Below are 23,469 nucleotides of genomic sequence, written 5' to 3'. Positions count from 1 at the left end.
CACAGTTCCGAGTGCGTGAATGGCAGTCAATGGCCAACCGTGAACGCACTGTTACGTTCGTGCGAAATCAGGCCAGGGGCACCCGAAATGCCCACGTTCCGCGACTGATGTGCCGCTCACAATTGGCCAGCTCAGACGCAAGGGAGACACCCCATGGATCCGGTCTGGTTCACCTTCCTGAACGGCTCGGACATCGAACAGCTCAAGCTGACCGACATCGAGATACTCGACGCCGTCGAGGACGGGCTGCGCGCCCAGGGCCTCGGGGAAACGGTCATCGAACCGCGCGTCCACCTCATGCCCGATCCCGCGTTCAACGGCCACTTCAACGTCCTGCGCGGCTACGTCGCCCCGCTCGCGCTGGCCGGGGTCAAGATCGTGGGCGACTACGTGGGCAACTACCGGCAGGGCCTGCCCTCCGAGATGGCGCTGCTCAACCTCTTCGACCCGCGCACCGGTATGCCGGTGGCCGTCATCGACGCCACCGCCCTCACCGAGATGCGCACCGGCGCCCTCACCGCGCTAGGGGCGCGGCATCTGGCCCGCCCGGACGCCAAGGTGCTCGGGCACATCGGCGCCCGCGCCACGTCGTACTGGAACGTCCGCCTGCTCGACCGGATCTTCGACCTCACCGAGATCCGTGTCCACTCGCGCCGCCCCGAGAGCCGGGAGGCCTTCGCCGAGCGGCTTCAGCGGGAGCTGGGCAAGCCCGTCGTCGTGACCGAGGACTGGAAGACCTGCGTGGAAGGCGCGGACATCGTGGTGGAGGCCTCCCGGCTGGAGCGCCCGGAGCCGCTGCTGAGGACCGAATGGATCGCCCCCGGCTCCCTGGTCGTGCCCTACGGAACGAACAGCGCCGTCGAACTCTCCCTCACCGACGTCATGGACAAGATCGTCGTCGACGACTGGGGCCAGGCGCACGCCGGACCGTTCGGCGCGCTGCGCGCCCACGTCGACAGCGGCAGACTCGACGAGAGCAATCTGCACGCCGAGTTGGGCGAGATCGTCGCCGGCCGCAAGCCCGGCCGGGAGAGCGCGGACGAGACGAACCTGTTCTGGCACCGCGGGCTCTCCCTCTCCGACATCGCGCTGGGTGCGGCCATGCTGAGGAAGGCCGAAGAGCGCGGCCTGGGCCAGAAGCTGCGGTTCTCATGACGCGGATCGTCATCGACGGGCGGACGCTGTCCTACGACGATGTCGTCGCCGTCGCCCACCACGGCGCCGGGGTCGTCCTGGCGGACGGGGTACTCCCGCGCCTCACCCTCGACCGGGCCGTCGTCGACGACGTCGTCGACCGCCAGGTGCCGACGTACGGGCTGACGACCGGGCTGGGCACCCGTGCGTCGTACGCACTGCCACGCGAGGAACTAGGGGAGTTCAGCGTCCGTACCGTCCGAGGGCGGGCCAACGCCGTCGGCGATCCGCTGCCCGTCCCCCTGGTGCGTGCCGCCGTCCTCGCCCGCGTCAACGGGATCGCCGGCGGAGGCAGCGGGGTGCGGCCGGAGATCGCGCGGCTGCTGGTGGACATGCTCAACGCGCGGGTGCATCCGGTGATCCCCGAGGTGGGATCGATCGGCGCCTCCGACCTGTGCCAGATGGCCCATGTCGGCCTGGTCGTCATCGGAGAGGGCAGCGCCGAATACGACGGTGCGGTGCTCGACGGCGGCACGGCACTGCGGCAGGCCGGGCTCACTCCCGCCGCACTCGGCCCGAAGGACGGCCATGTGCTGTGCAGCGCCAGCCCGCTCGCGGCCGGACCGGGCGCCCTCGCCCTGCACGAGGCGGCCGCCGTCCTCACCCTGGCCCAGGCGGTCACCGCTCTGACCTACGAGGGCTTCCGGGCCAACACGAGCCCGCTCGACGCCCGGGTACTGGGCCTGCGCCCCGCTCCCGGCCAGTCCCGCGCGGCCGGCGAGCTGCTCGCCCTGCTGGACGGCGGTGAGCTGGGCGATCCCCGGCACGCGCGCCGGGTCCAGGACCCCGTCAGCCTGCGCTGTGCCGCCCAGGTGCACGGGGCGCTGCACGCCGCGCTGGACTTCGCGGACTCAGCGCTGCGGCCGGAGCTCAACGGCTGCGGAGACAACCCGGTGGTCCTGCCCGACACGGGCGAGATTCTCTCCTCCGGCAATTTCCACACCCCGGCCCTGGCCCTCGCCTTCGACACCCTCGCGCTGGCCCTGACGCAGACCGCGTCGCTCTCCGCCGAGCGCATGCGGCGGCTGCTCGTCCCCGCCGTCAGCGGACTTCCCGCCAATCTCTCGCCGTACGGTCCGGAGCGCTCGGGCTTCGCGCCGCTGACGAAGACGGCTCAGGCGCTCGTCGCCGAGATCCGCATGCTGTCCGTTCCGGTGTGCACCGACCCCCGTCACGGCGCCGACGCCGTCGAGGACGACTCGACCAATGCGGCGCTGGGGGCACGGCGGCTGCTCACGATGCTCGTCCGGCTGCGGCAGCTGCTCGCCGTTGAGGCCGTCGTCGCCGCCCAGGCCGTGGACCTGGCCGCGCCGTCCGTCCTGGGACGCGGACCTCGGCTGCTGCACCGGGCGATCCGGGAGATCGTGCCCCGCCTGGACGACGACCGGCCCTGCGGGGTGGACGTGGAGGCGGTGCACCGTGACGTCCTGGGTGCGGACGGCATTCGTAGCGCCCTGCGGGATGCGGTGGGAGGACTGTCATGACGAACGTCGACGTGCACCAGCATCTGTGGAGTCCCTCACTGGTGGCGGCCCTGCGGTCCCGCGGTGAACCGCCGTTCCTGGACGGCTGGACGCTGATCCTGGACGGTGAGCCGCCGTACGGGATCGCGCCCGCCGACCACGACGTGACCCGACGCGCGGAGCTCGCGACCGCCGACGGCCTCGGCCGGGCACTCGTCTCGCTGTCCGCCCCGATCGGCGTGGAGTGGCTGCCCTCGGCCGAGTCCCGGCCCCTGCTCGACGCCTACCACGAGGGCGCGGCCGCGCTTCCCGAGCCGTTCGGCGCCTGGGCCGCCGCCTGTGTGCGGGACATCGACGCGCGGGCGACGGCCGAGGACCTCGACCGGGGGTTCGTCGGCCTCCAGCTCCCCGCGAACGCCCTTGCCGACGCCGCCGGTTACGCGCGGTGCGCCCCGCTGCTCGATCTGCTCGAAGAGCGCGACCTCCCGCTGTTCGTCCACCCGGGGCCCGCCGCCGGCCGGTCCGAAGGGCCCGGTTGGTGGCCCGCGATGGTCCCCTACGTCCAGCAGATGCACTCGGCCTGGTTCGCCTTCCGGGCCTTCGGCCGCGCGCGCCATCCGAGGCTGCGGGTGTGCTTCGCGCTGCTGGCCGGGCTCGCTCCGCTGCACGGGGAGCGCTTCGCCGCCCGGGGCGACGGCGGCGGCATCGGGGTGGGACCCGGATGTGTTCGTCGAGACGTCCTCGTACGGTCCGCGCGCCGTCGAGGCGATCGTCAGCGCTCTCGGTGTCGACGCCGTCGTCCAGGGCTCGGACCGGCCCTACGCGGAGCCGCCGCGCCACCCCGGCTTCGGTCTGGGCGAAGCCGCGGCGTCCGCCTTTCGCAGCGCCAATCCGCGTCGGCTGCTCACCGGGAGCAGCGACGACGGTCCCTTGCCCCTCCGGTGAGACACCCGCTCCGTACCGCACAAAGGACTGACCATGAACGCGACCGCCATCGACACCACCTCCCTCGCCGAACTCGGCGTGTCCGACCGCCCGTTCCTGCCCGAGGAATGCGCGGACCGGGCCCGCCGGGCGGCGGCCTTCGTCGACACCACCGCGCTGGACCGCTCCGGCCCCGGCTCGTATCTCCTGCTGTGGCGGAACGAGACTTCGGAGGCATGGCTGAACACCTGGTGGGAGTCGCGCGACACCGGCTACCACGACCACCAGGGATCCTGTGTCGGCGTGCACGTGCTCGAGGGCACCGCCTGGCAGGAGGGGCTGCCCGTGGGTGGTCCGCGCCGCGCCCGGCGGTACGGGCCGGGCGAGTCCTTCTCCTTCCCCGGCTCGGGCGTCCACCGGATGGACCACGACGCCGGCGCCGTCACGATCCACGTCTACTCGCCGCCCCTGCGGGCCATCGGGCACTACGAGCTCGTCGACGGCGAGCTCCACCGCACGCCGGGCCTGCCGGACGAGGGCTCACCGGCGAGCCCTCACCTGCTCGACGCCCTCAACGCGATCGGCCGATGAGCGGTCAGGCCGGACCACCCCACAGCACATGCAGGCTGGACGGCTTCCGGAAGACCAGGCCGTACGGAGTCGCGGGGAGGTCCGGGTCGAGGCGCAGGGCGGGGAGTCGTTCGAGCAGGTGCTGGAGGGCGATGCGGGTCTCCAGGCGGGCGAGGTGCGCGGCGATGCAGTGGTGGGGGCCGTGTGCGAACGCCAGTTGGAGCCGCGCGTTCTCCCGGCGGACGTCGAACCGATCGGGGTCGGGGAAGGCCGCCGGGTCGCGGTTGGCGCCCGCGAGGGAGACCGAGACCGCCTCGCCCCGGCGGATCGTGGCCGGGCCGAGGACGGTGTCCCGGGTGGCGTAGCGGTCCACCAGCGTCGCGCCGGGTTCCAGGCGCAGCGACTCCTCGATCGCGTTGTCGAGCAGATCGGCGTCGCCCCGGACGAGAGCGAGCTGGTCGGGGTGGCGCAGCAGTTGCAGCAGCGCGTTGGTGATCATCGCCTCGGTGGTCTCGATGCCTCCGAACATCAGGACCGCGGCATTGGGCGCCACCTCGGCCGGTTCCAGCTGCCCGGCGGCGGCCCTGAGGAGCGAGGCCGCTCCCCCGTCGGCGACCGTGGCTTCCACCGCCGCCCGGAGCCGCGCGTACGCCTCGGCCCCCGCGGGCCCCGCCGCGTGTCCGGCGGTGATGTCCGAGACCGACCGCACGATGGCGTCGTACCAGGACAGCACCGTGGCCGCGTCGACGCCCTCCAGCCCGAGTGCCTCGGCCACGACGGCGACGGCGAGCGGGCCGGCGAAGGCACCGCGCAGTTCGCCGGCGCCCGCCGGTTCCAGTGCGGCCAGGAGGCGGTCGGACTCCCGCTCGATGAAGGAGGCGAACCCCTCGCGCACGGCACGAGGGCGGAAGGGAGCGACGAAGGCCTGGCGGTGGCGCGTGTGCTGGTCGCCGTCCAGGGACAGCATGCTCGGCCCGACGACCTGCGCGGTGGAGAACCGGGGATCGTCGACGGTGAAGGTGGCCGCGTCCCGCATCACCCTCAGCGCGAGGTCACGGCGGGTCACCAGCCAGCCGCCCAGCTCGGGCAGCCAGGACACGGGCTCCTGGGCACGCAGGAGCGCGAGCCGCGGGTGCGGATCCCCGGCGAGTTCGGCGAGGGTGGTCGCGGCGCCGAGCGGGAAGGAGTCGGCACCGCTCGTGGCGCTGGGCGCGACGGGGTTCGGATCGTTCGGGTTCGTGTCCACGGGCCTTGACAGTTCCTCCTCGTGGCGGCGGATCCCGGCACACTACATCCGCCCGCCGACTTCTTGATCGCCCCCGCCGAGCGCCTGGACCGGGGATGTCGAACACGTCGGTGTCCCGCGCCGCCGCGTACACCTGACCGACAAGAACGCGTACACATGACTGACAAGAAGCTGTCACACACGCACCGGAATGCGGCTTCGGCCGAGGCCCGTTCTCACTGACATGACTGTTGGAGTAACGCTCAACGCTTCCGACGCCCCCAATCAGGTAGACGCCACGGTGCAGTTGGCCCGGGAGGCCGCGGCCGCCGGTCTGCGGTCCGCCTGGTTCGGCCAGACCTTCGGCGCGGACTCGCCCCAGCTCGCGGCGCTCGTCGGGCGTGAGGTGCCCGGTCTGCACGTGGGCACCTCCGCGATCCCCGTCTTCGGCCGCCACCCACTGCTCGTCTCCAGCCAGGCCCAGACCGCCCAGGCGGCGACCCACGGCCGCTACCACCTCGGCCTGGCCCTCGGTACGAAACTGCTGACGGAGACCGCCTTCGGCCTGCCCTTCGAACGCCCCATCGCCCGTCTGCGTGAGTTCCTCACCGCATTACGGCAACTGATACAGACCGGCACCGCCGGCTTCCACGGCGAGCTGCTCACCGCCACCACCCCGATGCCGGCGCGCGTAGCAGGTGCCGAGGGCGGCGTCCCCGTGCTGGTCGCCGCGATGGGGCCGCAAGCGCTGCGGGTCAGTGGTGAGCTCGCGGACGGGATCCTGCCCTACCTAGCCGGACCGCGCGCTCTGGCCGAGCACATCGTGCCCGCCCTGACCGCCGCGGCCGAGGCCGCCGGCCGTCCCGCGCCCAGGGTCGTGGCACTGGTGCCCGGCGTGGTCACGGACGACGTGGACGCCGCACGGGCGAAAGCCACCGAGAACCTCGCGTTCTTGGAACAGTTCCCGTCCTACGCACGGGTCATCGAACTGTCCGGCGGCCGACGGGCCGCCGACCTGGCCGTGATCGGCGACGAGAAGACGGTCGAAGCCGAGGTACGGCGCTACCGCGACGCCGGCGCCACCGAGGTCGTGTTCTCGGCCACCGAGATCGCGGGCGAAGCGGACCGCCGACGCACCTGGGCGCTCCTCGGCGAACTGGCCTCGCGCGAAGAAGAACTCACGACCAAGAAGAACTCATGACCGAAGAACCCATGACCAAGGAGGACTCATGACGACCGAGGCGACCACCACCGACCTCCATGCCTTCACCGAGGACTGGCAGGAGTGGCACCGTGCCCAAGAGGCCCGGCTGGCCGCCCCGCACGGGTTCCTGGCGATCACCGGTCTGCACTGGCTCGACGACCGGCCACAGCGCTTCCCCGACGCACCCGGCGCGTGGCACACCGGCCCCGACGGGGTCGTCGTGAACCTCGACGACGGCGAGGAACTGGTCGTCGACGGAACCCCGGTGCGCGGTGAACACCGCTTCGGAGTCCTTCCCGAGCGCGGCGGCGTCGACGCGGTCTGGGGAGACGCCGTCATCGAGGTCGCCAAGCGCGGCGGCAACGACATCCTGCGCCCCCGGCACCCGGACGCTCCGCTGCGCACGGCCTTCACCGGCACCCCCGCCTACGCCCCCGACCCGCGCTGGGCCGTGACGGGCCGGTACATCCCGTTCGACGAGCCGCGGCCGACCACGGTGGGCGCCGCGGTCGAGGGACTTGAGCACGTGTACGACGCTCCGGGCAGGATCGAGTTCGAGCTGGACGGGCGCCGGCTGTCCCTGACCGCGTTCCCCGGAAGCGGCGCCGGCCGGCTGACGGTGCTGTTCACCGACGCGACCTCCGGGGTGACCACCTACGCCGCCAACCGGGCCCTGACTGTCGAGCCGCCCACCGCCGACGGCACGGTCGTCCTGGACTTCAACCGCGCCACGAACCTGCCCTGCGCGTACACGGACCTGGCCACCTGCCCGCTGCCACCGCCCGAGAACCGGCTGCCGGTGGCGATCGAGGCGGGTCAGAAGATCCCCCGGGAGCGCGGCGGTTCGGCCACGGCGGAGGGCTGAGACGCGAACCCTCCGCGCGGGGCGTCGATCCCCCCCGGGGGCGTCACGCCGAGTGCTGGTACGCCGAGTAGGTGAGGTAGCCGTGGTCGCCGCCCTGGAAGTACGTGCTGTCGTCGGCGGGGGCGATCGGGAGACCGGTGCGCAGGCGCTCCACCAGGTCGGGGTTGGCGATGAAGGCGCGTCCGAAGCTGATGAGGTCGGCGCCCAGTCCGAGCCAGCGGTCCGCGTCGGCGCGGCCGGTCTGCTTGGCGCCCATCGGCAGCACCGGGTTCATGATGAGGGCGCCGGGCCAGGTCCGGCGCAGGTCGAGGAGGGTCTCCTCATCGACGGTGGCCTCCAGGTGGACGTAGGCCAGGCGGAGGCGGGACAGCTCGGTCAGGAGTGCGGTGTAGAGCTCGGCGACGTCGGTCTCCTCTATGCCCCAGAAGGTGCCGGCCGGGGAGAGCCGGATCCCGGTCCGCTCGGCGCCGACGGCCTCGACGGTCGCGGCGGCGGCTTCGACGGCGAAGCGGATCCGGTTGGTCACCGAGCCTCCGTAGCGGTCCGTGCGCAGGTTGGTGTTGGAGGAGAGGAACTGTGAGATGAGGTAGCCGTTGGCGCCGTGGAGTTCGACGCCGTCGAACCCGGCGTCGACGGCCCGCCGCGCTGCCTCCGCGTAGGACCGGGCGTGCTCGGGCACCTCGGCGGTGTCCAGGGCGCGCGGAGTCGGCGCGGGCTGCGGTCCGCTCGGGGTGAAGACCTCGCCGACGGCGGGGACGGCCGAGGGCCCGACGGGCCGCAGCCCGGTGGTGTCGGGGTGGGAGACGCGTCCGCCGTGCATGATCTGGGCGAAGATCCGGCCGCCGTTGGTGTGCACGGCATCGGTCACCGGGCGCCATGCGGCCACCTGCTCATCGGTGTACAGCCCCGGAGTGCCCGGGTTGGACTGACCGATCAGGCTGGGCTGCACACCCTCGGAGACGATCAGGCCGGCCGTGGCCCGCTGGGCGTAGTAGCGCGCCATCGACGGGGTCGCCAGACCGCCCTCGGCGGCCCGTACCCGCGACATCGGTGCCATCACCACGCGGTTGGGCAATGCCAGTGAGCCGAGCCGGTAGCCGGTGAAAAGGGTCGTCACGTCAGGTCTCCTTCGTGATCCGTGGTGCCCGCATCCCGGGCACGACGGTTACGCTAAAACCTGACATTGACGTCAGCGGCAAGGGTTGTGTCCCGGATCACAACAGGGAGGGCGGCATGCGGATCGGCGAACTCGCCGCACGGGCAGGAGTCAGCGTCAGGTCCCTGCGCTATTACGAGGAACAGGGCCTGCTCACCAGCGTCCGCAGCGCGAGCGGGCAGCGGCACTACGCGGAGTACCACGTCGAACGGGTCACGTTCCTGCAGCGGATGTACGCGGCGGGCCTGTCCAGCCGGACCATCGCCGAACTGCTGCCATGTGTCGACTCACCGAGCGAGGCCACGTCCGACGCCGCGCTGGAGCGGATGGCCGAGGAGCGGGACCGGCTCTCCGAGCACATCGAGGATCTGATCCGCACCCGGGAGGCTCTCGACCGGCTGATGGCCACGAACCGGGCCCACCGCGCGGCACTGAAGTCGTCCCTGACCGGCTGACCCGCACAGCGGCGACCGGCCCGGGCGGTGCGACCTGACGGGCGGTCATGCCGGCCCACGGCTCAATGGGCGGACCCCGGCTCCATGACACCGAGCCGGGGTCCACATGCCACAGGGGCAGGCTTGTCACTGCCCTTGCGGGCCTGGGAGTCAGTGGTGCTTCCTGTCGACCGCCCGGAAGCTGCCGACCAACGCCATCGGCACCGTGGCACCGTCCATAACCACTGTTCCGGGGATTGCGCTGCTGGAGTTTCCGGGCCCGATCGTGGCAATTGCGGCACCGTTGTCGCACGTAATCCCGTTGAAGAATTCGACCCGCCGGTCGGTCTCGTTCCGGACGTTGAAGGTGGTCGCCGGACTACTGATCACAGCGATGCACTCGCCCTCCCCGGGCGAATACGTCCGCTCGTTGACAAAGACCCGGCCGCGGTCGTCCGCCCCGCGGTCGAACCTCGACTGCCCGTAGCCCCCCGTCTGACCGTCCCCTCCCACCGGGGCGTCTCCTCCCTGAAGCGCGGAGGCGGCGGCCTTCTGGACCGACGCGGCGGATTCCGGTGCGGACCCGGAAGCCGAGGCATAGTCCACACTGGTCACCGCGACGACGGTGACGCCTACCGACAATGCGATCCCGACCACGGTGCGCGTACGCATTCCGCTTTTCCCTCTCACAGGCATGCCGTTTCTCCATCTCTCAGGGACGCCAGCTGACCCGGCCGACTAGAAATGAACCTACTCACGCCGAATTCTGTCGCCACTTCAGAAATTGATGAGGGGCACCAATAGGGGGCCGATCGGGCGTTCGAGAGCCCGGAATTGAATGTGTGACGGTTCGTCAAAAAAGTAAGAGCGGAGGCAACTTGGCTACGCAGTTGAGCCACCCGGGGGACAGACTGACCACCCGTCACACTTCCGCCAGCGTGTCGGGCATTGACAATGCTCCGCACGACGACTAGGCGCCACCGCGAACCTCGGGGTTTGCCCTGTTCAGCGCCTTGGAGGGGGAACGCTAGCGGGCCCGCCCGGCGGCAGCGGGCAGGCTTGCCGGGGCCGTCCCACGAAAGGACGCCTCGCGGGCGGCTGACTGTCACTCAGTCGGCGTGCACTCCTCGGCGTAGCGGGCCAGCCCTTCCGCCATGCCCTCCATGAACCTCTGGAGCGATCGAGGCCGACCGACCGTGTCGTGTCCACACTGTCCACCTTGGACCACAGCGGCCAGCTCGCGGCGTCGACCAGCAGCTTCCATACGATGTCCGGCGCGGCGCACCCGGCCGCCCGCCAGGGCAGAACGGATCAGCGGCCGGTCGTGCCGTCGACGAGTTCGCGGAGGATGTCCGCGTGGCCCGCGTGTCGGCCGGTCTCCTCGATCATGTGGGTGAGCGCCCAGCGAATGCTGGGAGCGGGACGGTCCCGCCGCGCTCGCGGTCGGGGGATCGGTGCGCCCAGATCGGTGCACCCGTCGAGAACGTCGTTCGCGCGCCTGACCGCGTCCCGGTAGCGGGCGACGACTTCGGCGACGCTGTCCTGCGGCGCGGCCTGGAACGACGCCCGCCAGTCGGTGACGTCGTCCCCGAGGAACATCGAGCGCTCGACGAGAGTCAGGTGGTTCAGAAGGCCGAGCAGGTTCGTGCCCGACGGCACCGCGGCTGTTCGCACCTGCGGTTCGGGAGCGCCGTCGACCTTCGCGGCGACGGAGGCCCGGAGGTAGTCGAGGAATCCGCGCAGGACCTCGATCTCGTCGCCGCCGGTCCGCGGCGGCGGGGTGTCGCGGCGGCGGTTGCGGCGCGTGGTGCTGGGCACCGTGGTCTCCCTTCGGTTGTCGCGGGTAAGGCCGGATGCCATGTCAGGGGGCGCGGCGGATGAGGAGGACGTGGTCGGGGCGCCGAGCCCGTGTGAGCGAGTGAGGGTGGCGAGCCGCGACCGCTTCGGTGGTGCTCATCAGGGCTCCTCGGGCCGGCATGCGCTCAGTCTCGCCGGGCACCCCACCACCCGACACGGAATCTTGCGGTTCCGGCAAGATGGGCTGATGGAGCGCAAGACCGACGACGAAGTGCTGGACGGCGTGGGACCGCGCCTTCGAGCGCTGCGTCGTGCCCGCGGCATCACCCTCGCCGGTCTCGCGGCGACGACCGGCGTGTCGGAGAGCACGCTGTCGCGGCTGGAGAGTGGGCAGCGCCGGCCGAGTCTGGAACTGCTGCTGCCGCTGGCTCGCACGTATGACGTTCCGTTGGACGATCTCGTCGGCGCCCCGCGCACCGGCGACCCCCGGATCCACCTCAAGCCGATCACGCGGTTCGGCATGACCTTCGTGCCACTGTCCCGGCGACCGGGCGGGGTGCACGCCTTCAAGATGATCATTCCCGCCCGGCCGGAGCCTCTCGAACCCACCCCCCAGACCCACGAGGGCATCGAGTGGCTCTACGTGCTCACCGGACGCCTGCGGCTCGTGATCGGTGAGCGCGACCTGACGCTGCCGCCCGGTGAGGCGGCCGAGTTCGACACGTCCTTGCCGCACTGGCTGGGCAGCGCCGACGGCGGCGCGGTCGAGCTTCTCATCCTGTTCGGCCTGCAAGGGGTACGGGCGCACGTACGCACCGACCCGCGTCCATCCGATCCGGGTGGGGCCTGACCCCACTCCCCCGCCGTTACGTCTGCGCCCAAGGGGTACCCGTGGGGTGCTGCCGGGTCGTGTCCCCGGCAGCACCCCCATCCCCCACGCCGGAGCAGCCGTGAAAGCACCCCTCGCCCACCGCACCCCATCCCTGTCCGCGCAGCCGCCGAAGGCACCGGCGTGACGGAGACGCCCATGACCTCCACGACCGCCGAATCGATCACCTCCGCCCCGCCGCGCTGCTGGATCCCCCGGGGTGTCTATCCGCCGCAGACCGACACCCGGCTCCTGCGGCGGGCGATGCGCCGGGAGACGATCACTGCACGCACGGACGTGCTGGATCTGGGCACGGGCAGCGGGCTGCTCGCGATCGAGGCCGCGCGGCTCGGCGGCCGGGTCACCGCGGTCGACATCTCCCGGTGGGCGCTCGCCGTGACCTGGTGCAACGCGCTGCTGAACGGACGGACGCTGCGCGTACGCCACGGAGACCTGGCGTCGGCGGTGCCCGGCCGCCGCTTCGACCTGGTGGTCGCCAATCCGCCCTACGTGCCCGCTCCGGGCCAGGCCCCGCCGCGGGGAATCGCCCGGGCCTGGGACGCCGGTCCGGACGGCCGCCGGCTGATCGACCGGATCTGCGACAGCGCTCCGAGGGTGCTGCGGCCGACGGGAACGCTGCTGATGGTGCACTCGCACCTGTGCGGCGTCGACGCCACGCTGACCCGCCTCGGGAACGCCGGTCTGCGCGCGGAGGTCGTCGAGCGCTTTCGGCTCCCGTACGGCCGCGTACTGCTCTCGCGGCTCGGCTGGCTGCGCGAACGGGGACTGACGGGCGACGTCACGACGGAGGAGCTGGTGGTGATCCGTGCCGAACACACCTGAGCGGCCCCGCCGGATCCGGGTCCAACGCGACGGGCCCCTGCTCATCGAGGGACCGGTCGAAGTCGTGGACGACAACGGTGAGGTGACGGTCTCCCGTCGGTTCGCCGTGGCCGTCTGCACCTGCCGCCGCAGCCGCACGTACCCCTGGTGCGACACCAGCCATCGCCGGCGCGACCGCCGATCCTGCGAAGGCGGACCCGCATGAGCCAGTCCCGCCCCCGACCGTTTTCACGGCGCCGGCCGCCTCCGCTGCCCGAGCCGCGCGGCCCGCTGTCCGCCGCCGTGACGGCCCTGCTGCGGGGGTCGGACCCGGGCAACCCCCCGCCCCCGGCGGGCTGTTCTCCGTACGGAGAGGATCTGCAACTCGCCCTCTACGTCCTGTACGAGCTGCACTACCAGGGCTTCGAGGGGGTTCCCGACGACCGTGAGTGGGACAGTGCGCTGCTGGCCCTTCGCGAGGCGATCGAGGGCCGCTTCCTGGGGGCGCTGCGCGAGGACGTGCCGGTCGACGGCACCGACTCGGCCGGGCGGGCGCTGGAGGAGCTCCAGGTCGAACCGGTGGACGGCTCCGGCAGCGTGTCGCATTTCCTCCGCGACCAGGGGAGCCTCGGTCACCTGCGCGACTACGCGGCCCTGCGCTCGCTCTACCACCTCAAGGAGGCGGATCCGCACGCCTGGGTCATCCCCCGGCTCCACGGGCGGGCCAAGGCGGCGATGGTAGCGGTGGAGTTCGACGAGTTCGGAGCGGGCCGCGCGGACGAGATCCACGCCGAGCTGTTCGCCGACCTCATGGCGGACCTGGGGCTGGACACGGCGTACGGGCACTATGTCGACGCCGCCCCGGCCGAGATGCTCGCCACCGTCAATCTGATGTCCCTGTTCGGCCTGCACCGGGCGCTGCGCGGTGCGCTCGTGGGGCATTTCGCCACCGTCGAGGTGACCTCCTCCCCCGCCTCCCGCCGCCTCGCCGAGGCGATGCGCCGGGCGGGCGCCGGGCCGGCGGCCGTACGGTTCTACACCGAGCACGTCGAGGCCGACGCCGTGCACGAACAGGTCGTACGCCATGACGTCGTCGGCGGTCTGCTGGCGGACGAACCGGGTCTGGAGGCCGACGTGGTCTTCGGGATCCGCACGACCACCCACCTGGAGGACCGCCTCGCGGCCCGGCTGCTGGGTGCCTGGCGGGCGGGCTCGCCGGCGCTCTCGCCCCGGCGGTGACGATTCGGGCCGCTGCCTGAATCGGGGTTTGCTGGGAACCCGGCTCGCATGGGTGTGAACCATGACGAGGCTCCGGTTCTCGAAGCGCTGGCCCGCTATCACGACGTCGACGAACTGGGGTTCACTCCCCCGGGTCACAAACAGGCGCGGGGCGCGGACCCACGTGCCCGCGCGGTCCTGGGCGACGCCGTGTTCTTCGGGGACGTCCTGGCCAACGGCGGACTGGACGACCGGCTCGCCCGGCACCGGGTCCTGGAGCGGGCCGAGGTCCTGATGGCGGACGCGGTGCACGCCGATCACACGTACTTCTCGACCTGTGGCAGCTCGCTGTCGGTGAAGGCCGCGATGCTGGCGGTGACCTGCCCGGGGCACCGGCTGCTCGTCGGACGGGACGCCCACAAGTCGGTGATCGCCGGGCTCATCCTGTCCGGGGTCGAACCGGTCTGGGTGGAGCCGCTTTGGGACACCGCCCGGCATCTGGCCCACCCGCCCTCCGCCGCCGCCTACGAGGAGGCGTTCGCGGAGCATCCGGACGCAGACGGAGCGCTCGTCACCAGCCCCACGCCCTACGGCGCCGCCGCCGACCTCGCGGGAATCGCCGAGGTCTGCCACCGCCGGGGGAAGCCGCTGATCGTGGACGAGGCGTGGGGAGCGCATCTGCCCTTCCACGAGGAGCTGCCGTCCTGGGCGATGGACGCGGGCGCCGACATCTGCGTGACCAGCATCCACAAGATGGGCAGCGGTCTGGAGCAGGGCTCGGTCTTCCACCTCCAGGGCGACCTCATCGACGCGGCCGAGCTGGCCTCACGGGCCGATCTCCTCGGCACGACCAGCCCCAACGTCCTGATCTACGCGGGCATCGACGCCTGGCGGCGCCAGATGGTGCAGCAAGGGCGCGAACTCATGAGCGGCGCGCTGGAACTGGCGGCACGCACCCGCAAGGCCATCGAGCAGATCGAGGGTTTCCACGTCAACGACGCGGACGACTTCTGCGGGCCCACTCTCGCGGCGGACTTCGACCCGCTGCCCGTCGTCATCGACATCTCCGAACTGGGCACCAGCGGCTACCGGGCGGCCGACTGGCTGCGGGCGAACCATCACCTCGACATCCACCTCGGCGACCACCGGCGCATCGGCGCCCAGCTCACCCACGCCGACGACGAGCAGACCTGCGCACGCCTCCTCACCGCGCTGCGCGATCTCGCCGCCCACGCCGACGACCTGCGGGACGCCCCCGCGGTGGCCGTCCCGCCTCCGCCCCTTCTCCGGCTGGAGCAGGCCCGCCTGCCCCGGGACGCCTACTTCGCACGGCACACGGACGTCCCCGTGGCACGGGCCGCAGGCCGGATCGCCGCCGAGATGATCACCCCCTATCCGCCCGGCATCCCAGTCGTCCTGCCCGGCGAACGCCTGACGAAGCCGGTGCTGGAGTACCTGACGACGGGCGTACGGGCCGGGATGTTCCTGCCGGACCCGGCCGACTCGGGGCTGGACACGGTGCGGGTCGTCGACGAGGAGTCCGCTTCGTGACCGCGGGTCCGCAGGCGGCGCACCGGCTCGTCGCTGACTGCGCCGGCTCACCTCACCTGCGATCCCCGACGTCCGGCTGTTCCAGGTGTGAGGCCAGTACGGCCGCCTGGACGCGGCGTTGGACGCCCAGCTTGGCCAGGAGCCGGGAGATGTGGTTCTTGACCGTCTTCTCCGACAGGTAGAGCTTCTTGCCGATCTCGCGGTTGGTCAGGCCCTCGCCGATCAGGGCGAGGATGTCCCGCTCCCGGGGCGACAGACCCGCCAGCTCGGGTGGGACGGCCGGTGTCTCGGCCGGGTCGGCGCGCAGGGAGCGCATCAGGCGGGCCGTGGTCGCGGGGTCCAGCATGGACTGGCCGGAGGCGACCGTGCGGACCGCCGAGACCAGGTCGGAGCCCCTGATCTGCTTGAGGACGTAGCCCGAGGCGCCGGCCATGATCGCGTCGAGCAGGGCGTCCTCGTCATCGAACGACGTCAGCATCAGGCACGCCAGCTCCGGCATCTGACTGCGCAGCTCGCGGCAGACCGTGATGCCGTCGCCGTCCGGGAGGCGTACGTCGAGCACGGCGACGTCGGGGCGCAGTGCGGGGCCACGGACGAGGGCGTGTTCGACGGTGTCCGCGTCGCCGACCACCGAGATGTCCGGCTCGGCGTCGAGCAGGTCGGTCAGGCCCCGTCGTACGACCTCGTGGTCGTCCAGCAGGAACACGCGGATGGGATGCCGCTCCGTGAAGGTGCCTGTCGCGGTGCCTGTCTCGGTCATGACGACCCCTTGTTCGCGGTGGCTCACGTCAGCGGGCCCGGCCTCGGACCACGGACTGCTTCTGATCACGATCATTGCTCGCCTGGGCCGGTCGCACCAGGGCCGACCGGCCCTACTCGGCGACGGAGACGACCGCGCCCCGGGGCCGGACCGTGGGTCAGGCCGGACGGGCCGTCGGGGCCGCCCACGCGACCATGTCGCGGCTCTCCAGGTCGAAGTCCACGTCCACCACTCCTTCTACGGCGCGCACGAGGCGTGCGGCCACCGGGATCAGGGACGTGTCCCGGACGCGTCCGGCCAGTTCGACCACGCCGTCGTGCACCTGGACCCGGAGCGCCGAGCCCGGCGTCGGGAAGAGGCGGGCGACGACCTCGCGGCGCACCTCCTCGGCGATCTCGTCGTCGCCGCGCAGGAAGACCTTGAGCAGGTCGGCCCGGCTGACGATGCCCTTCAGCATGCCGATCCGGTCGACCACCGGGAGGCGCTTGACCTTGGCGTGTGCCATGGTGCGGGCGGCCTGGGCGAGCGTCGCGTCGGGGTGGGTGGTGAGCGCCGGGGTGGTCATCAGGTCCTCCGCGGTGAGCGCGCCGGCCTTCGCCAGGTCGGCCAGCCGGCGGAGCTGGGTCCACCGGTCGGGGTCGCTGTCGCGGAACTCCTCCTTGGGCAGCAGGTCGGCCTCGGAGACGACGCCGACGACCCGGCCCTCGCCCTCCAGGACGGGCAGCGCACTGACCTTCCGGTCCTGCATCAGCCGCACGATCTCCTTGAAGGCGGCCCTGCGGCCGACGGCGACGACCGTGCGGGTCATGACGTCGCTGACGGTGTGCGGGGTGCCGTACATGGTGGCTCCTTCCTCGCTCGTGCGCGCGGGAACGTCAGACGCGGCTCCCGGCGCCGTAGGGGGCGTACAGGTCCAGCAGCCGGGTGCGGGCCGAGCGCAGGCGGTGGGCGAGTACGTCGCCGACCCACTGGATGACGGCGTGGCCCAGGTTCGGATCGGCCTGGCACAGCGAGCGGACGGCGTCGGCGTCGAACTCGTACGCCCGCACCGGGGTGGTCGCCTCGGCGCCCAGCTGCCGGACGTGCGGGGTGAACAGCCAGGACCAGCCGACGAGTTCGTTGTGCCGGAGGATCTCGATGACGGCCGCGCGGCGCCCCGGCACGTGCATGTCGAGTTCGACCGTGCCGGTCCGGATGATCCAGAACCGGTCCGCCCGGCTTCCCTCCTCGAACAGGCGGGTGCCTTGAGGGATCGACACCTCGCGGGCGACGCCCATGAGCGCCTGCCGGTGCTCGGCGGGCAGGGCGCGCATCACGCTGGGTGCGGGGCTGGTGATCATGGCTTGCCTCCCGGCGGCGTACGGGGACTTCCACTGCCAGCGTGTGCCGGTCCCGGGCGCCGGACCATGGGCCACCCGGCCCCTCGGAGGGACCTGCGGCCCCTGTCCCGGGCCGGGTCCGAGGGCCAGGCTCGAATCAGGACCACCGCTTCAGGAGATCGGACCACCGCTTCAGGAGGTTGAAGGTCATGACCCGCACCATCGCCCTCACCGTCACCGCCGGTCTCGACGGCTCGCGTGAGAGCCGCGCGGCGGCCGAGTGGGCAGCCCGCGAGGCGCAGTTGCTCGGGCTGCCGCTCAAGCTGGTCCACGTCCGGGAGCCCGTACCGGCGCCCCTGGCACAGGCTCCGCTCCTCGGTGTCGAGACCCGGCAGCAGTGGGACCAGGAGCAGGGGAAGATCCCACGTGACGCCGCCGAAGGGGTCCGAGCGCGCCACCCCGGCCTCGACGTGACCGTCGAGGAACTGCACGGCCGGCCCGCCGAGGCGCTGGCCGACGAGGCCCAGGACGCCGAACTGCTGGTGCTGGGCTCCCGCGGGCTGAGCGGGCTCGGGGGATTCCTGGTCGGGTCGGTCGGCCTGGCCGTCGTGGCCTGCGTCGAGCGGCCGGTCGTCCTCGTCAGGGCGGGTGAACAGGCCGCCGACGAGCACGAGAGCGACCCGGTCGGTATCCCGTCCGCCGCGACCGCGTTCCGGCCCGTCGTCCTCGGCCTCGACACCTACGGCCCGGCCGACGAAGTGATCGAGTTCGCGTTCGCCGCCGCCTCCCGCCGGGGCACCTCCCTGCGCGTCGTGCACGGCTGGAACCCCCCTCCGTACTACGCCTACGCCCTGCCCGCCAATCTCGAACTCCACGCGTCCCTGGGCGCGACCGAGACCGCCGCGCTGGCCGAGGTCATGCGGCCGTGGCGCAAGAAGTTCCCGGACGTCGAGGTCACCGAGGAGTCCCGCTACGGCACGGCCGGCAGCCACCTCGTGGCGGCCTCCCGCGAAGCCTCCCTGGTCGTGGTGGGCCGCCGGATCCGGCGCAGCCCGTTCGGCACCCACATCGGTCCTGTGACCCACGCCGTCCTGCACCACTCCACGGCCCCGGTGGCCGTGGTCCCGCACGACTGACCCGCCGGCCCGGCCGCCGGGGCCGACACCGCCCGGCGTGGCCGAGCAGCGGTCGGGTCGGCTCTGAGAGGAGGCGGACCACCATGACAGGCAAGGTGCTGGTCGCCTACGGAACGACCAACGGATCGACCGCACAGATCGCCGAAGCCGTCGCCGACGTCCTGCGCGAGAGCGGGCTCATGGCGGAGGCCCGGCCCGCCCGGAACGTGGCGAGCGTGTCCTCGTACGACGCCGTCGTCGTCGGCGGCGGACTGTACGCCGGACGCTGGCACAAGGACGCTCGCCGCTTCGTCCGGCGGCACGGCCGGGCCCTCGCCGAACGCCCGGTCTGGCTCTTCAGCAGCGGCCCCCTCGACCCCTCGGCCTCCGAACGGGACATCCCGCCCGTGCCCGGCGTGCGCAAGGCCATGGCGCGTCTGGACGCCAGGGAGCACGTCACCTTCGGGGGCTGCCTGAAGGAGGGCGCCAAAGGCTGGGTGGCCGGGATGATCCTGCGCTCCGGGAAGGGCGGGGACTTCCGGGACTTCACCGCGATCGGGGAGTGGGCCGGGCGAGTGGCCCGCGAGCTGACGGAGGACGGTGCCTGGCCTCTGATCGAAACCCGCCGATGACCGCCCGTCGGGCCGCGCGAGGGGTTCCGTCCGGCCCGTGCGGTCCGCGCGTGTGCGGGTCAAGCTGGACCTACGGGGCACATTCGACGCTGCGACGAGTGGGGAGAGGGACGTCATGAAGGGCTTCGTGTTCCACGGCACCGGACAGTCCGCCTGGGAAGAGGTCCCGGACCCGGCCGTCAAGGAACCGACGGACGCGATCGTGCGCGTCGGGGCCGTCACCATCTGCGGCACGGACCTGCACATCCTCAAGGGGGACGTGCCCGAGGTGCGCCCGGGCACCGTCCTCGGTCATGAGGCCGTCGGCGAGATCGTCGAGATCGGCGGTGACGTCCGGACCGTGCGGCCGGGCGACCGGGTCCTGGTCTCCTGCATCAGCGCGTGCGGGCGTTGCTCGTACTGCCGGCAGGGGACGTACGGCCAGTGCCGGGGCGGTGGCGGCTGGATCCTCGGGCATCTGATCGACGGCACGCAGGCCGAGTACGTCCGGGTGCCGTACGCGGATCTGTCCGTGCACCCGCTGCCGGGCGCGATGGACAGCGCGGAGGCCGTTCTGCTGGCCGACATCTTCCCGACCTCGTACGAGGTGGGCGTGCTCAACGGGCGGGTGCGGCCCGCGGACACCGTGGTCGTGGTCGGCGCCGGTCCCATCGGGCTGGCGGCCATCGCCACGGCCCGGCTGTTCTCCCCCGAGCGGATCGTCGCCGTCGACCTGGCCCCCGCCCGGCTGGAGGCCGCCCGGCGGCTCGGCGCCGACGCCGTGGTCGAGGCCGGGGAGACCCCGGAGGAACTGGTCGCGGACCTCACCGACGGGCTGGGCGCGGACGTCGCCATCGAGGCGGTCGGGGTGCCGGAGAGCTTCGAGCTGTGCACCCGCATGGTGCGGCCCGGCGGGCACGTCGCCAACGTCGGCGTGCACGGCGCTCCCGCGACGCTGCACCTGGAAGACCTCTGGATCAAGAACATCACCATCACCACGGGCCTGGTCGACACCTACTCCACCCCGGCCCTGCTGCGGATGACGGCCGCCGGCCGCCTGCCCACGTCGCAGCTGGTCACCCACACCTTCCCGCTGGAACGCATGGAGGAGGCGTACGACGTCTTCGCCCGGGCCGCCGACACCGCGGCCCTCAAGGTGGTGCTCGGCGGGGAGCAGCACGAGGTCGTCCCCGTGGGCGCGGCCTGACGAAGGGACGTGAGGACCATGGCCGAACGGGCAGAGACCGTACGGCCGCTTGGCGACCTGGGACGCCGCATCGCGGCACGCCGCGCGCAACTGGGCCTGAGCCGACGGGAGACGGCGGCGCGCGCGGGCATGGCGCCCAGCTACCTCAGGCATCTGGAGCATCCCGGCGCCGCACCGGACAGGAGTGTGCTCCTGAACCTGGCCGCGGCCCTGGAGACCACGGTGTCCGAGCTCACCGGCGGAACCACCGATCTGCCGCCCGGACTGGAACGGGCCGCCCGCGCTCCCGAGTTCACCGAGCTGAGCCCCGGCGAGTGCAGGTTCCTCCTCGGCACCCACGGCGTGGGGAGGATAGCGGCGCCCACCGTTTCGGGGCCCGTCGTCGTGCCGGTCAACTACAGCGTCGTGGACGGCGCGATCGTGTTCCGGACGGCGGCCGGCGCGACGCCGGCTCGGGCCGCCGGCCACTACGTCGCCTTCGAGGTCGACCGCATCGACGACGCCTTCAGCCGCGGCTGGAGCGTGCTCGTGCGCGGGCCCGCGCGGGCGGTGACGGAACCCGGCGAGGCCCGCCGGCTCGCGGCGATGTCCCACGGCGGGCCGTGGGCGGGCGGCGAACGCGACCTGTGGGTGCGGGTGGAGCCGCGGACGGTCACCGGGCGCCGGATCTCCGTGTGACCCGCCGTGGCCTCGGGCGTGGCTCAGGCCGCGCCCGAGCGGTCGTCCGCGGTGAGCAGGATGCCCGTGACCAGGTCGGGCCGGATCCGCACCACCTGGTCCATGGCCTGGTCCACCCACGGCCGCACCAGGGCCCGGCAGTGGGCCAGGTCATCGGGGTCGGTCACCAGCCGGGCGTACCCGGTCACCACCACGCTCCAGCCGAGGTGCGTCCGCGGGTCGATCGCGTCGGCCTCGTAGGCGACGACGACGCCCGGGGCACCGGCGTGCCGGGTGTGCGAGGTCAGGGCGGCGCCCTCATGGGTGCGGATGACGATGTCGCCGCCGTCGAGGGCGTGATTGACCGGGCGCACCGTCGGCAGGGCGTGTTGGGTGAAGACGATCCTTCCCAGGGGCACGCTGCCCAGCAGCCGCAGTGCCGAGATGTCGTCGAGCTCGACGCGGTGGCGTGGTGGCGAGGGAGCCGGCCGGCTGTCGTCGTGGATCATGAGGAGCCTTCGTCGAGGGCCTTCACTGTCTCGCGGACCTTGGCCCGCGCCGAGGGCCGAAGGGCCCCCGATGCGGGCCCGAACGTCCCTCCAGTCGGGCCGCCGCTTCGCACTGCGTGCCACCGGATCCGATGCCATACCGGCGGGCGCCGTGGCCCGGTACCGTGAGCCGTGTCCGGAGCGGCCGGTGCCCGCCCGCCCACGTGACCCGAGGAGACGCAGGTGGGAAGCCCCGAGGAGCCTTGGGAGGCCCGCGTACGGCTGCCGCAGCTGAGGCTGGACGAGCTGCTGGAGGAGCTCCAGGCACGCCTGGACGCGGCCCGCGGTACCCGTGACCGGGTGCACAGCCTGCTGGAGGCGGTGCTGGCCGTCGGCCGGGAGCTGGACCTGGAGCAGGCCCTGCGCGGCATCGTCGAGGCCGCCGCGGTGCTGGTGGACGCCGAGTACGCGGCCCTCGGTGTGATCGGCCCGGACGGTACCCGGCTGTCCGCCTTCCACACCGTCGGGGTCAGCGAGGAGCAGATCGGCCGGATCGGCCACTACCCGGAGGGCCACGGCATCCTCGGCGAGCTCATCCGCCGCCCCGAGCCGCTGCGCCTTGCCAAGATCTCCGAGCACCCGGCGTCGTACGGCTTCCCGCCCAACCATCCGCCGATGAACACCTTCCTCGGCGTTCCCATCCGGGTGCGGGACCAGGTCTTCGGCAATCTGTACCTGACCGAGAAGCGGGGCGGGGCGCAGTTCGACGAGGAGGACGAGTCGGTCCTGTCCACCCTGGCGGTGGCGGCCGGCGTCGCCATCGACAACGCCCGCCTGTACGAGGAGTCCCGGCTGCGGGAGCGCTGGCTGCGGGCGAACGCGGAGATCACCCACACGCTGATGTCCGGCGGCGAGCGCGGCGCGGTGCTCGGACTGATCGCCGACCGGGCCCGGGAGATCACGGGTGCGGCGCTCGCACTGGTCGCGATGCCGGTGCAGGACACCGACTCGTTCACGGTGGAACTCGCCGTCGGCACGGACGCGGACCCGCACCGGGGTCTGCTGATCCCCGGCGAGGGCAGCCTGATCGGTGAGGCGTTCGTCTCCGGCGCCCCCGTCACGAGCACGGACGTGTCCCACGACGAACGGATGTCGTCCGCGTCCACCCGTTTCGCCGGCCTCGGCCCGGCCGTCGCCGTCCCGATCGGCACGGACTCGGGCGGCTTCCGGGGTGTGGTGCTGCTGGTCCGGGAGACCGGCCGGACGGTGTTCTCCGGCAAGGAGATCGAACCGCTGAAGGGCTTCGCGGCGCAGGCCGCGGTGGCGATGGAGCTCGCGGAGCGCCGACAGGACGCCGAGGAGGTCGCCGTCCTCAAGGACCGGGACCGCATCGCCCGCGACCTGCACGACCTGGCGATCCAGCGGCTGTTCGCGACGGGCATGACTCTGCAGAGCGCGGGCCGCTTCATCGAGCATCCGGAGGCCTCCGAGCGCGTGGTGCGGGCGGTGGACGACCTGGACGAGACGATCAAGATCATCAGGTCGACGATCTTCGGCCTGCGCTCGCGCGAGGGCGGTGGCGGCTCCGGGCTGCGGGCGGGTGTGGTGCGGATCGCCGGTGAGTCGGCGCCGGTGCTGGGCTTCGCGCCGAGCGTGCGGATGGAGGGGCTGGTGGACACGCGGGTGCCGCGCGAGATCGCCGACCATGTGGTCGCCGTGCTCTCCGAGGCCCTCACCAACATCGCCCGCCACGCCCACGCCGACCGCGCCGACGTCGCCCTCACCACCGACTCCCGCCAGGTCCGTCTCACGGTCACCGACAACGGCGTCGGCATCCCGGCCGGGGGCCGCCGCAGCGGGCTGCGCAACATGGCGGAGCGGGCCCGGCAGCTGGCCGGCGAACTGGAGCTGAGCAGCCCGCCCGACGGCGGCACCACGCTGGTGTGGTGGGTGCCGCTGCCGGGCGAGAAAGCGAGTCACCGTGGCTGACGCCGCCGCTCGAGCACGGCAGCGGGTGGCGG

The 23,469-nt window shown here is 72.4% G+C and carries 24 protein-coding genes and 1 pseudogene; 17 read left to right on the top strand and 8 right to left on the bottom strand.

From position 1 onward, the window contains the following. The first annotated feature begins 153 nt into the window (after positions 1-153). The 4 genes and pseudogenes from ACIRD7_RS36985 to ACIRD7_RS36970 all read left to right on the top strand — a co-directional run bounded on the left by ACIRD7_RS36985 (position 154) and on the right by ACIRD7_RS36970 (position 4,172). Positions 154-1,155: an ornithine cyclodeaminase family protein gene (locus tag ACIRD7_RS36985; RefSeq protein ID WP_403460278.1), complete on the top strand. Its 1,002-nt coding sequence runs from the start codon at positions 154-156 to the stop codon at positions 1,153-1,155. After that, positions 1,152-2,678 carry a histidine ammonia-lyase gene (hutH, locus tag ACIRD7_RS36980; protein ID WP_403460277.1) on the top strand — a complete coding sequence of 509 codons (1,527 nt, stop codon included), beginning with the start codon at positions 1,152-1,154 and terminating at the stop codon, positions 2,676-2,678. The genes ACIRD7_RS36985 and hutH overlap by 4 nt, the downstream gene beginning before the upstream one ends. Continuing rightward, a pseudogene (locus ACIRD7_RS36975) lies at positions 2,675-3,602 on the top strand (amidohydrolase). Before hutH ends, ACIRD7_RS36975 begins: the two are co-directional and overlap by 4 nt. 33 nt (positions 3,603-3,635) lie before the next feature. Beyond that, a complete protein-coding gene (locus ACIRD7_RS36970; RefSeq protein WP_403460276.1) occupies positions 3,636-4,172 on the top strand; it encodes a hypothetical protein in 537 nt (178 codons plus the stop codon). A 4-nt stretch (positions 4,173-4,176) separates the two neighbouring features. On the opposite strand, the gene ACIRD7_RS36965 is transcribed toward ACIRD7_RS36970, so the two are convergent. Then, entirely contained in the window at positions 4,177-5,397 is a 1,221-nt protein-coding gene (locus ACIRD7_RS36965) for a cytochrome P450 (protein WP_403460275.1), read from the bottom strand. A 223-nt stretch (positions 5,398-5,620) separates the two neighbouring features. On the opposite strand from ACIRD7_RS36965, the gene ACIRD7_RS36960 reads away from it, so the two are divergent. Both ACIRD7_RS36960 and ACIRD7_RS36955 read left to right on the top strand, forming a co-directional pair. Beyond that, positions 5,621-6,577, top strand: a complete 957-nt coding sequence (locus ACIRD7_RS36960) for an LLM class F420-dependent oxidoreductase (protein ID WP_403460274.1) — start codon at positions 5,621-5,623, stop codon at positions 6,575-6,577. 28 nt (positions 6,578-6,605) lie between these two features. Next, the gene (locus ACIRD7_RS36955) at positions 6,606-7,445 is read left to right on the top strand and encodes a DUF1684 domain-containing protein (protein ID WP_403460273.1); all 840 of its coding nucleotides are present in this window, start codon (positions 6,606-6,608) and stop codon (positions 7,443-7,445) included. A gap of 43 nt (positions 7,446-7,488) precedes the next feature. Here ACIRD7_RS36955 and ACIRD7_RS36950 read toward each other — a convergent pair whose 3' ends face one another. Next, a complete protein-coding gene (locus tag ACIRD7_RS36950; RefSeq protein ID WP_403460272.1) occupies positions 7,489-8,562 on the bottom strand; it encodes an alkene reductase in 1,074 nt (357 codons plus the stop codon). A gap of 116 nt (positions 8,563-8,678) precedes the next feature. On the opposite strand from ACIRD7_RS36950, the gene ACIRD7_RS36945 reads away from it, so the two are divergent. Continuing rightward, the gene (locus ACIRD7_RS36945) at positions 8,679-9,056 is read left to right on the top strand and encodes a MerR family transcriptional regulator (RefSeq protein ID WP_403460271.1); all 378 of its coding nucleotides are present in this window, start codon (positions 8,679-8,681) and stop codon (positions 9,054-9,056) included. 150 nt (positions 9,057-9,206) lie between these two features. On the opposite strand, the gene ACIRD7_RS36940 is transcribed toward ACIRD7_RS36945, so the two are convergent. Both ACIRD7_RS36940 and ACIRD7_RS36935 read right to left on the bottom strand, forming a co-directional pair. After that, entirely contained in the window at positions 9,207-9,731 is a 525-nt protein-coding gene (locus tag ACIRD7_RS36940; protein WP_403460270.1) for a hypothetical protein, read from the bottom strand. 615 nt (positions 9,732-10,346) lie between these two features. Further along, the gene (locus ACIRD7_RS36935; RefSeq protein WP_403460269.1) at positions 10,347-10,895 is read right to left on the bottom strand and encodes a DUF664 domain-containing protein; all 549 of its coding nucleotides are present in this window, start codon (positions 10,893-10,895) and stop codon (positions 10,347-10,349) included. 184 nt (positions 10,896-11,079) lie between these two features. On the opposite strand from ACIRD7_RS36935, the gene ACIRD7_RS36930 reads away from it, so the two are divergent. The 5 genes from ACIRD7_RS36930 (at position 11,080) to ACIRD7_RS36910 (ending at position 15,291) form a co-directional block, all read left to right on the top strand. Beyond that, a complete protein-coding gene (locus ACIRD7_RS36930) occupies positions 11,080-11,682 on the top strand; it encodes a helix-turn-helix domain-containing protein (protein WP_403460268.1) in 603 nt (200 codons plus the stop codon). A gap of 177 nt (positions 11,683-11,859) precedes the next feature. Continuing rightward, on the top strand, positions 11,860-12,543 hold the full coding sequence (locus ACIRD7_RS36925; RefSeq protein ID WP_403460267.1) for a HemK2/MTQ2 family protein methyltransferase: 684 nt from the start codon (positions 11,860-11,862) through the stop codon (positions 12,541-12,543). Then, on the top strand, positions 12,527-12,748 hold the full coding sequence (locus ACIRD7_RS36920; protein ID WP_403460266.1) for a CDGSH iron-sulfur domain-containing protein: 222 nt from the start codon (positions 12,527-12,529) through the stop codon (positions 12,746-12,748). Before ACIRD7_RS36925 ends, ACIRD7_RS36920 begins: the two co-directional genes overlap by 17 nt. Beyond that, a complete protein-coding gene (locus ACIRD7_RS36915) occupies positions 12,745-13,761 on the top strand; it encodes an iron-containing redox enzyme family protein (RefSeq protein ID WP_403460265.1) in 1,017 nt (338 codons plus the stop codon). The genes ACIRD7_RS36920 and ACIRD7_RS36915 overlap by 4 nt, the downstream gene beginning before the upstream one ends. A 48-nt stretch (positions 13,762-13,809) precedes the next feature. Then, positions 13,810-15,291, top strand: a complete 1,482-nt coding sequence (locus tag ACIRD7_RS36910; RefSeq protein WP_403460263.1) for an aminotransferase class I/II-fold pyridoxal phosphate-dependent enzyme — start codon at positions 13,810-13,812, stop codon at positions 15,289-15,291. 52 nt (positions 15,292-15,343) lie between these two features. On the opposite strand, the gene ACIRD7_RS36905 is transcribed toward ACIRD7_RS36910, so the two are convergent. From ACIRD7_RS36905 to ACIRD7_RS36895, 3 genes are all read right to left on the bottom strand, one after another. Then, positions 15,344-16,051, bottom strand: coding sequence for a response regulator (locus ACIRD7_RS36905; RefSeq protein ID WP_403460262.1), 708 nt, complete (start codon positions 16,049-16,051; stop codon positions 15,344-15,346). A 157-nt stretch (positions 16,052-16,208) separates the two neighbouring features. Further along, positions 16,209-16,892, bottom strand: coding sequence for a CBS domain-containing protein (locus ACIRD7_RS36900; RefSeq protein WP_403460260.1), 684 nt, complete (start codon positions 16,890-16,892; stop codon positions 16,209-16,211). A gap of 34 nt (positions 16,893-16,926) precedes the next feature. Further along, positions 16,927-17,391, bottom strand: coding sequence for a Crp/Fnr family transcriptional regulator (locus ACIRD7_RS36895; protein ID WP_403460259.1), 465 nt, complete (start codon positions 17,389-17,391; stop codon positions 16,927-16,929). 188 nt (positions 17,392-17,579) lie between these two features. Here ACIRD7_RS36895 and ACIRD7_RS36890 point away from each other — a divergent pair, with 188 nt between their 5' ends. From ACIRD7_RS36890 to ACIRD7_RS36875, 4 genes are all read left to right on the top strand, one after another. Continuing rightward, positions 17,580-18,506 carry a universal stress protein gene (locus tag ACIRD7_RS36890; RefSeq protein ID WP_403460258.1) on the top strand — a complete coding sequence of 309 codons (927 nt, stop codon included), beginning with the start codon at positions 17,580-17,582 and terminating at the stop codon, positions 18,504-18,506. Between the two features lie 83 nt (positions 18,507-18,589). Next, on the top strand, positions 18,590-19,117 hold the full coding sequence (locus tag ACIRD7_RS36885; protein ID WP_403460257.1) for a flavodoxin domain-containing protein: 528 nt from the start codon (positions 18,590-18,592) through the stop codon (positions 19,115-19,117). Between the two features lie 115 nt (positions 19,118-19,232). Next, positions 19,233-20,303 (top strand): zinc-dependent alcohol dehydrogenase family protein, encoded by a 1,071-nt coding sequence (locus ACIRD7_RS36880; RefSeq protein WP_403460255.1) that lies wholly within the window; start codon positions 19,233-19,235, stop codon positions 20,301-20,303. Positions 20,304-20,321: 18 nt separating this feature from the next. Continuing rightward, on the top strand, positions 20,322-20,981 hold the full coding sequence (locus tag ACIRD7_RS36875; protein WP_403460254.1) for a helix-turn-helix domain-containing protein: 660 nt from the start codon (positions 20,322-20,324) through the stop codon (positions 20,979-20,981). Between the two features lie 23 nt (positions 20,982-21,004). Here the strand turns inward: ACIRD7_RS36875 and ACIRD7_RS36870 are convergent, their stop codons facing one another. Next, entirely contained in the window at positions 21,005-21,469 is a 465-nt protein-coding gene (locus ACIRD7_RS36870; protein ID WP_403460253.1) for a pyridoxamine 5'-phosphate oxidase family protein, read from the bottom strand. Between the two features lie 222 nt (positions 21,470-21,691). Between ACIRD7_RS36870 and ACIRD7_RS36865 the strand changes: the two genes are divergently transcribed. Further along, complete coding sequence (locus ACIRD7_RS36865; protein WP_403460252.1) at positions 21,692-23,437, top strand: GAF domain-containing protein; 1,746 nt, start codon at positions 21,692-21,694, stop codon at positions 23,435-23,437. The last annotated feature ends 32 nt before the right edge of the window (positions 23,438-23,469 follow it).

It is taken from the genome of Streptomyces sp. NPDC093568, from assembly GCF_044764945.1.
GTDB lineage: Bacteria > Actinomycetota > Actinomycetes > Streptomycetales > Streptomycetaceae > Streptomyces.
This window is presented reverse-complemented; position numbering and strand designations above follow the sequence as displayed.

What these genes read in the sequence shown, in the direction of transcription:
- ACIRD7_RS36985 (WP_403460278.1), top strand. Translation starts at nt 154, where the DNA reads ATGGATCCGGTCTGGTTCACCTTCCTGAACGGCTCGGACATCGAACAG.
- hutH (WP_403460277.1), top strand. Translation starts at nt 1,152, where the DNA reads ATGACGCGGATCGTCATCGACGGGCGGACGCTGTCCTACGACGATGTC.
- ACIRD7_RS36970 (WP_403460276.1), top strand. Translation starts at nt 3,636, where the DNA reads ATGAACGCGACCGCCATCGACACCACCTCCCTCGCCGAACTCGGCGTG.
- ACIRD7_RS36960 (WP_403460274.1), top strand. Translation starts at nt 5,621, where the DNA reads ATGACTGTTGGAGTAACGCTCAACGCTTCCGACGCCCCCAATCAGGTA.
- ACIRD7_RS36955 (WP_403460273.1), top strand. Translation starts at nt 6,606, where the DNA reads ATGACGACCGAGGCGACCACCACCGACCTCCATGCCTTCACCGAGGAC.
- ACIRD7_RS36945 (WP_403460271.1), top strand. Translation starts at nt 8,679, where the DNA reads ATGCGGATCGGCGAACTCGCCGCACGGGCAGGAGTCAGCGTCAGGTCC.
- ACIRD7_RS36940 (WP_403460270.1), bottom strand. Translation starts at nt 9,731, where the DNA reads ATGCCTGTGAGAGGGAAAAGCGGAATGCGTACGCGCACCGTGGTCGGG.
- ACIRD7_RS36935 (WP_403460269.1), bottom strand. Translation starts at nt 10,895, where the DNA reads ATGGCATCCGGCCTTACCCGCGACAACCGAAGGGAGACCACGGTGCCC.
- ACIRD7_RS36930 (WP_403460268.1), top strand. Translation starts at nt 11,080, where the DNA reads ATGGAGCGCAAGACCGACGACGAAGTGCTGGACGGCGTGGGACCGCGC.
- ACIRD7_RS36925 (WP_403460267.1), top strand. Translation starts at nt 11,860, where the DNA reads ATGACCTCCACGACCGCCGAATCGATCACCTCCGCCCCGCCGCGCTGC.
- ACIRD7_RS36915 (WP_403460265.1), top strand. Translation starts at nt 12,745, where the DNA reads ATGAGCCAGTCCCGCCCCCGACCGTTTTCACGGCGCCGGCCGCCTCCG.
- ACIRD7_RS36910 (WP_403460263.1), top strand. Translation starts at nt 13,810, where the DNA reads ATGGGTGTGAACCATGACGAGGCTCCGGTTCTCGAAGCGCTGGCCCGC.
- ACIRD7_RS36905 (WP_403460262.1), bottom strand. Translation starts at nt 16,051, where the DNA reads ATGACCGAGACAGGCACCGCGACAGGCACCTTCACGGAGCGGCATCCC.
- ACIRD7_RS36900 (WP_403460260.1), bottom strand. Translation starts at nt 16,892, where the DNA reads ATGTACGGCACCCCGCACACCGTCAGCGACGTCATGACCCGCACGGTC.
- ACIRD7_RS36895 (WP_403460259.1), bottom strand. Translation starts at nt 17,391, where the DNA reads ATGATCACCAGCCCCGCACCCAGCGTGATGCGCGCCCTGCCCGCCGAG.
- ACIRD7_RS36890 (WP_403460258.1), top strand. Translation starts at nt 17,580, where the DNA reads ATGACCCGCACCATCGCCCTCACCGTCACCGCCGGTCTCGACGGCTCG.
- ACIRD7_RS36885 (WP_403460257.1), top strand. Translation starts at nt 18,590, where the DNA reads ATGACAGGCAAGGTGCTGGTCGCCTACGGAACGACCAACGGATCGACC.
- ACIRD7_RS36880 (WP_403460255.1), top strand. Translation starts at nt 19,233, where the DNA reads ATGAAGGGCTTCGTGTTCCACGGCACCGGACAGTCCGCCTGGGAAGAG.
- ACIRD7_RS36875 (WP_403460254.1), top strand. Translation starts at nt 20,322, where the DNA reads ATGGCCGAACGGGCAGAGACCGTACGGCCGCTTGGCGACCTGGGACGC.
- ACIRD7_RS36870 (WP_403460253.1), bottom strand. Translation starts at nt 21,469, where the DNA reads ATGATCCACGACGACAGCCGGCCGGCTCCCTCGCCACCACGCCACCGC.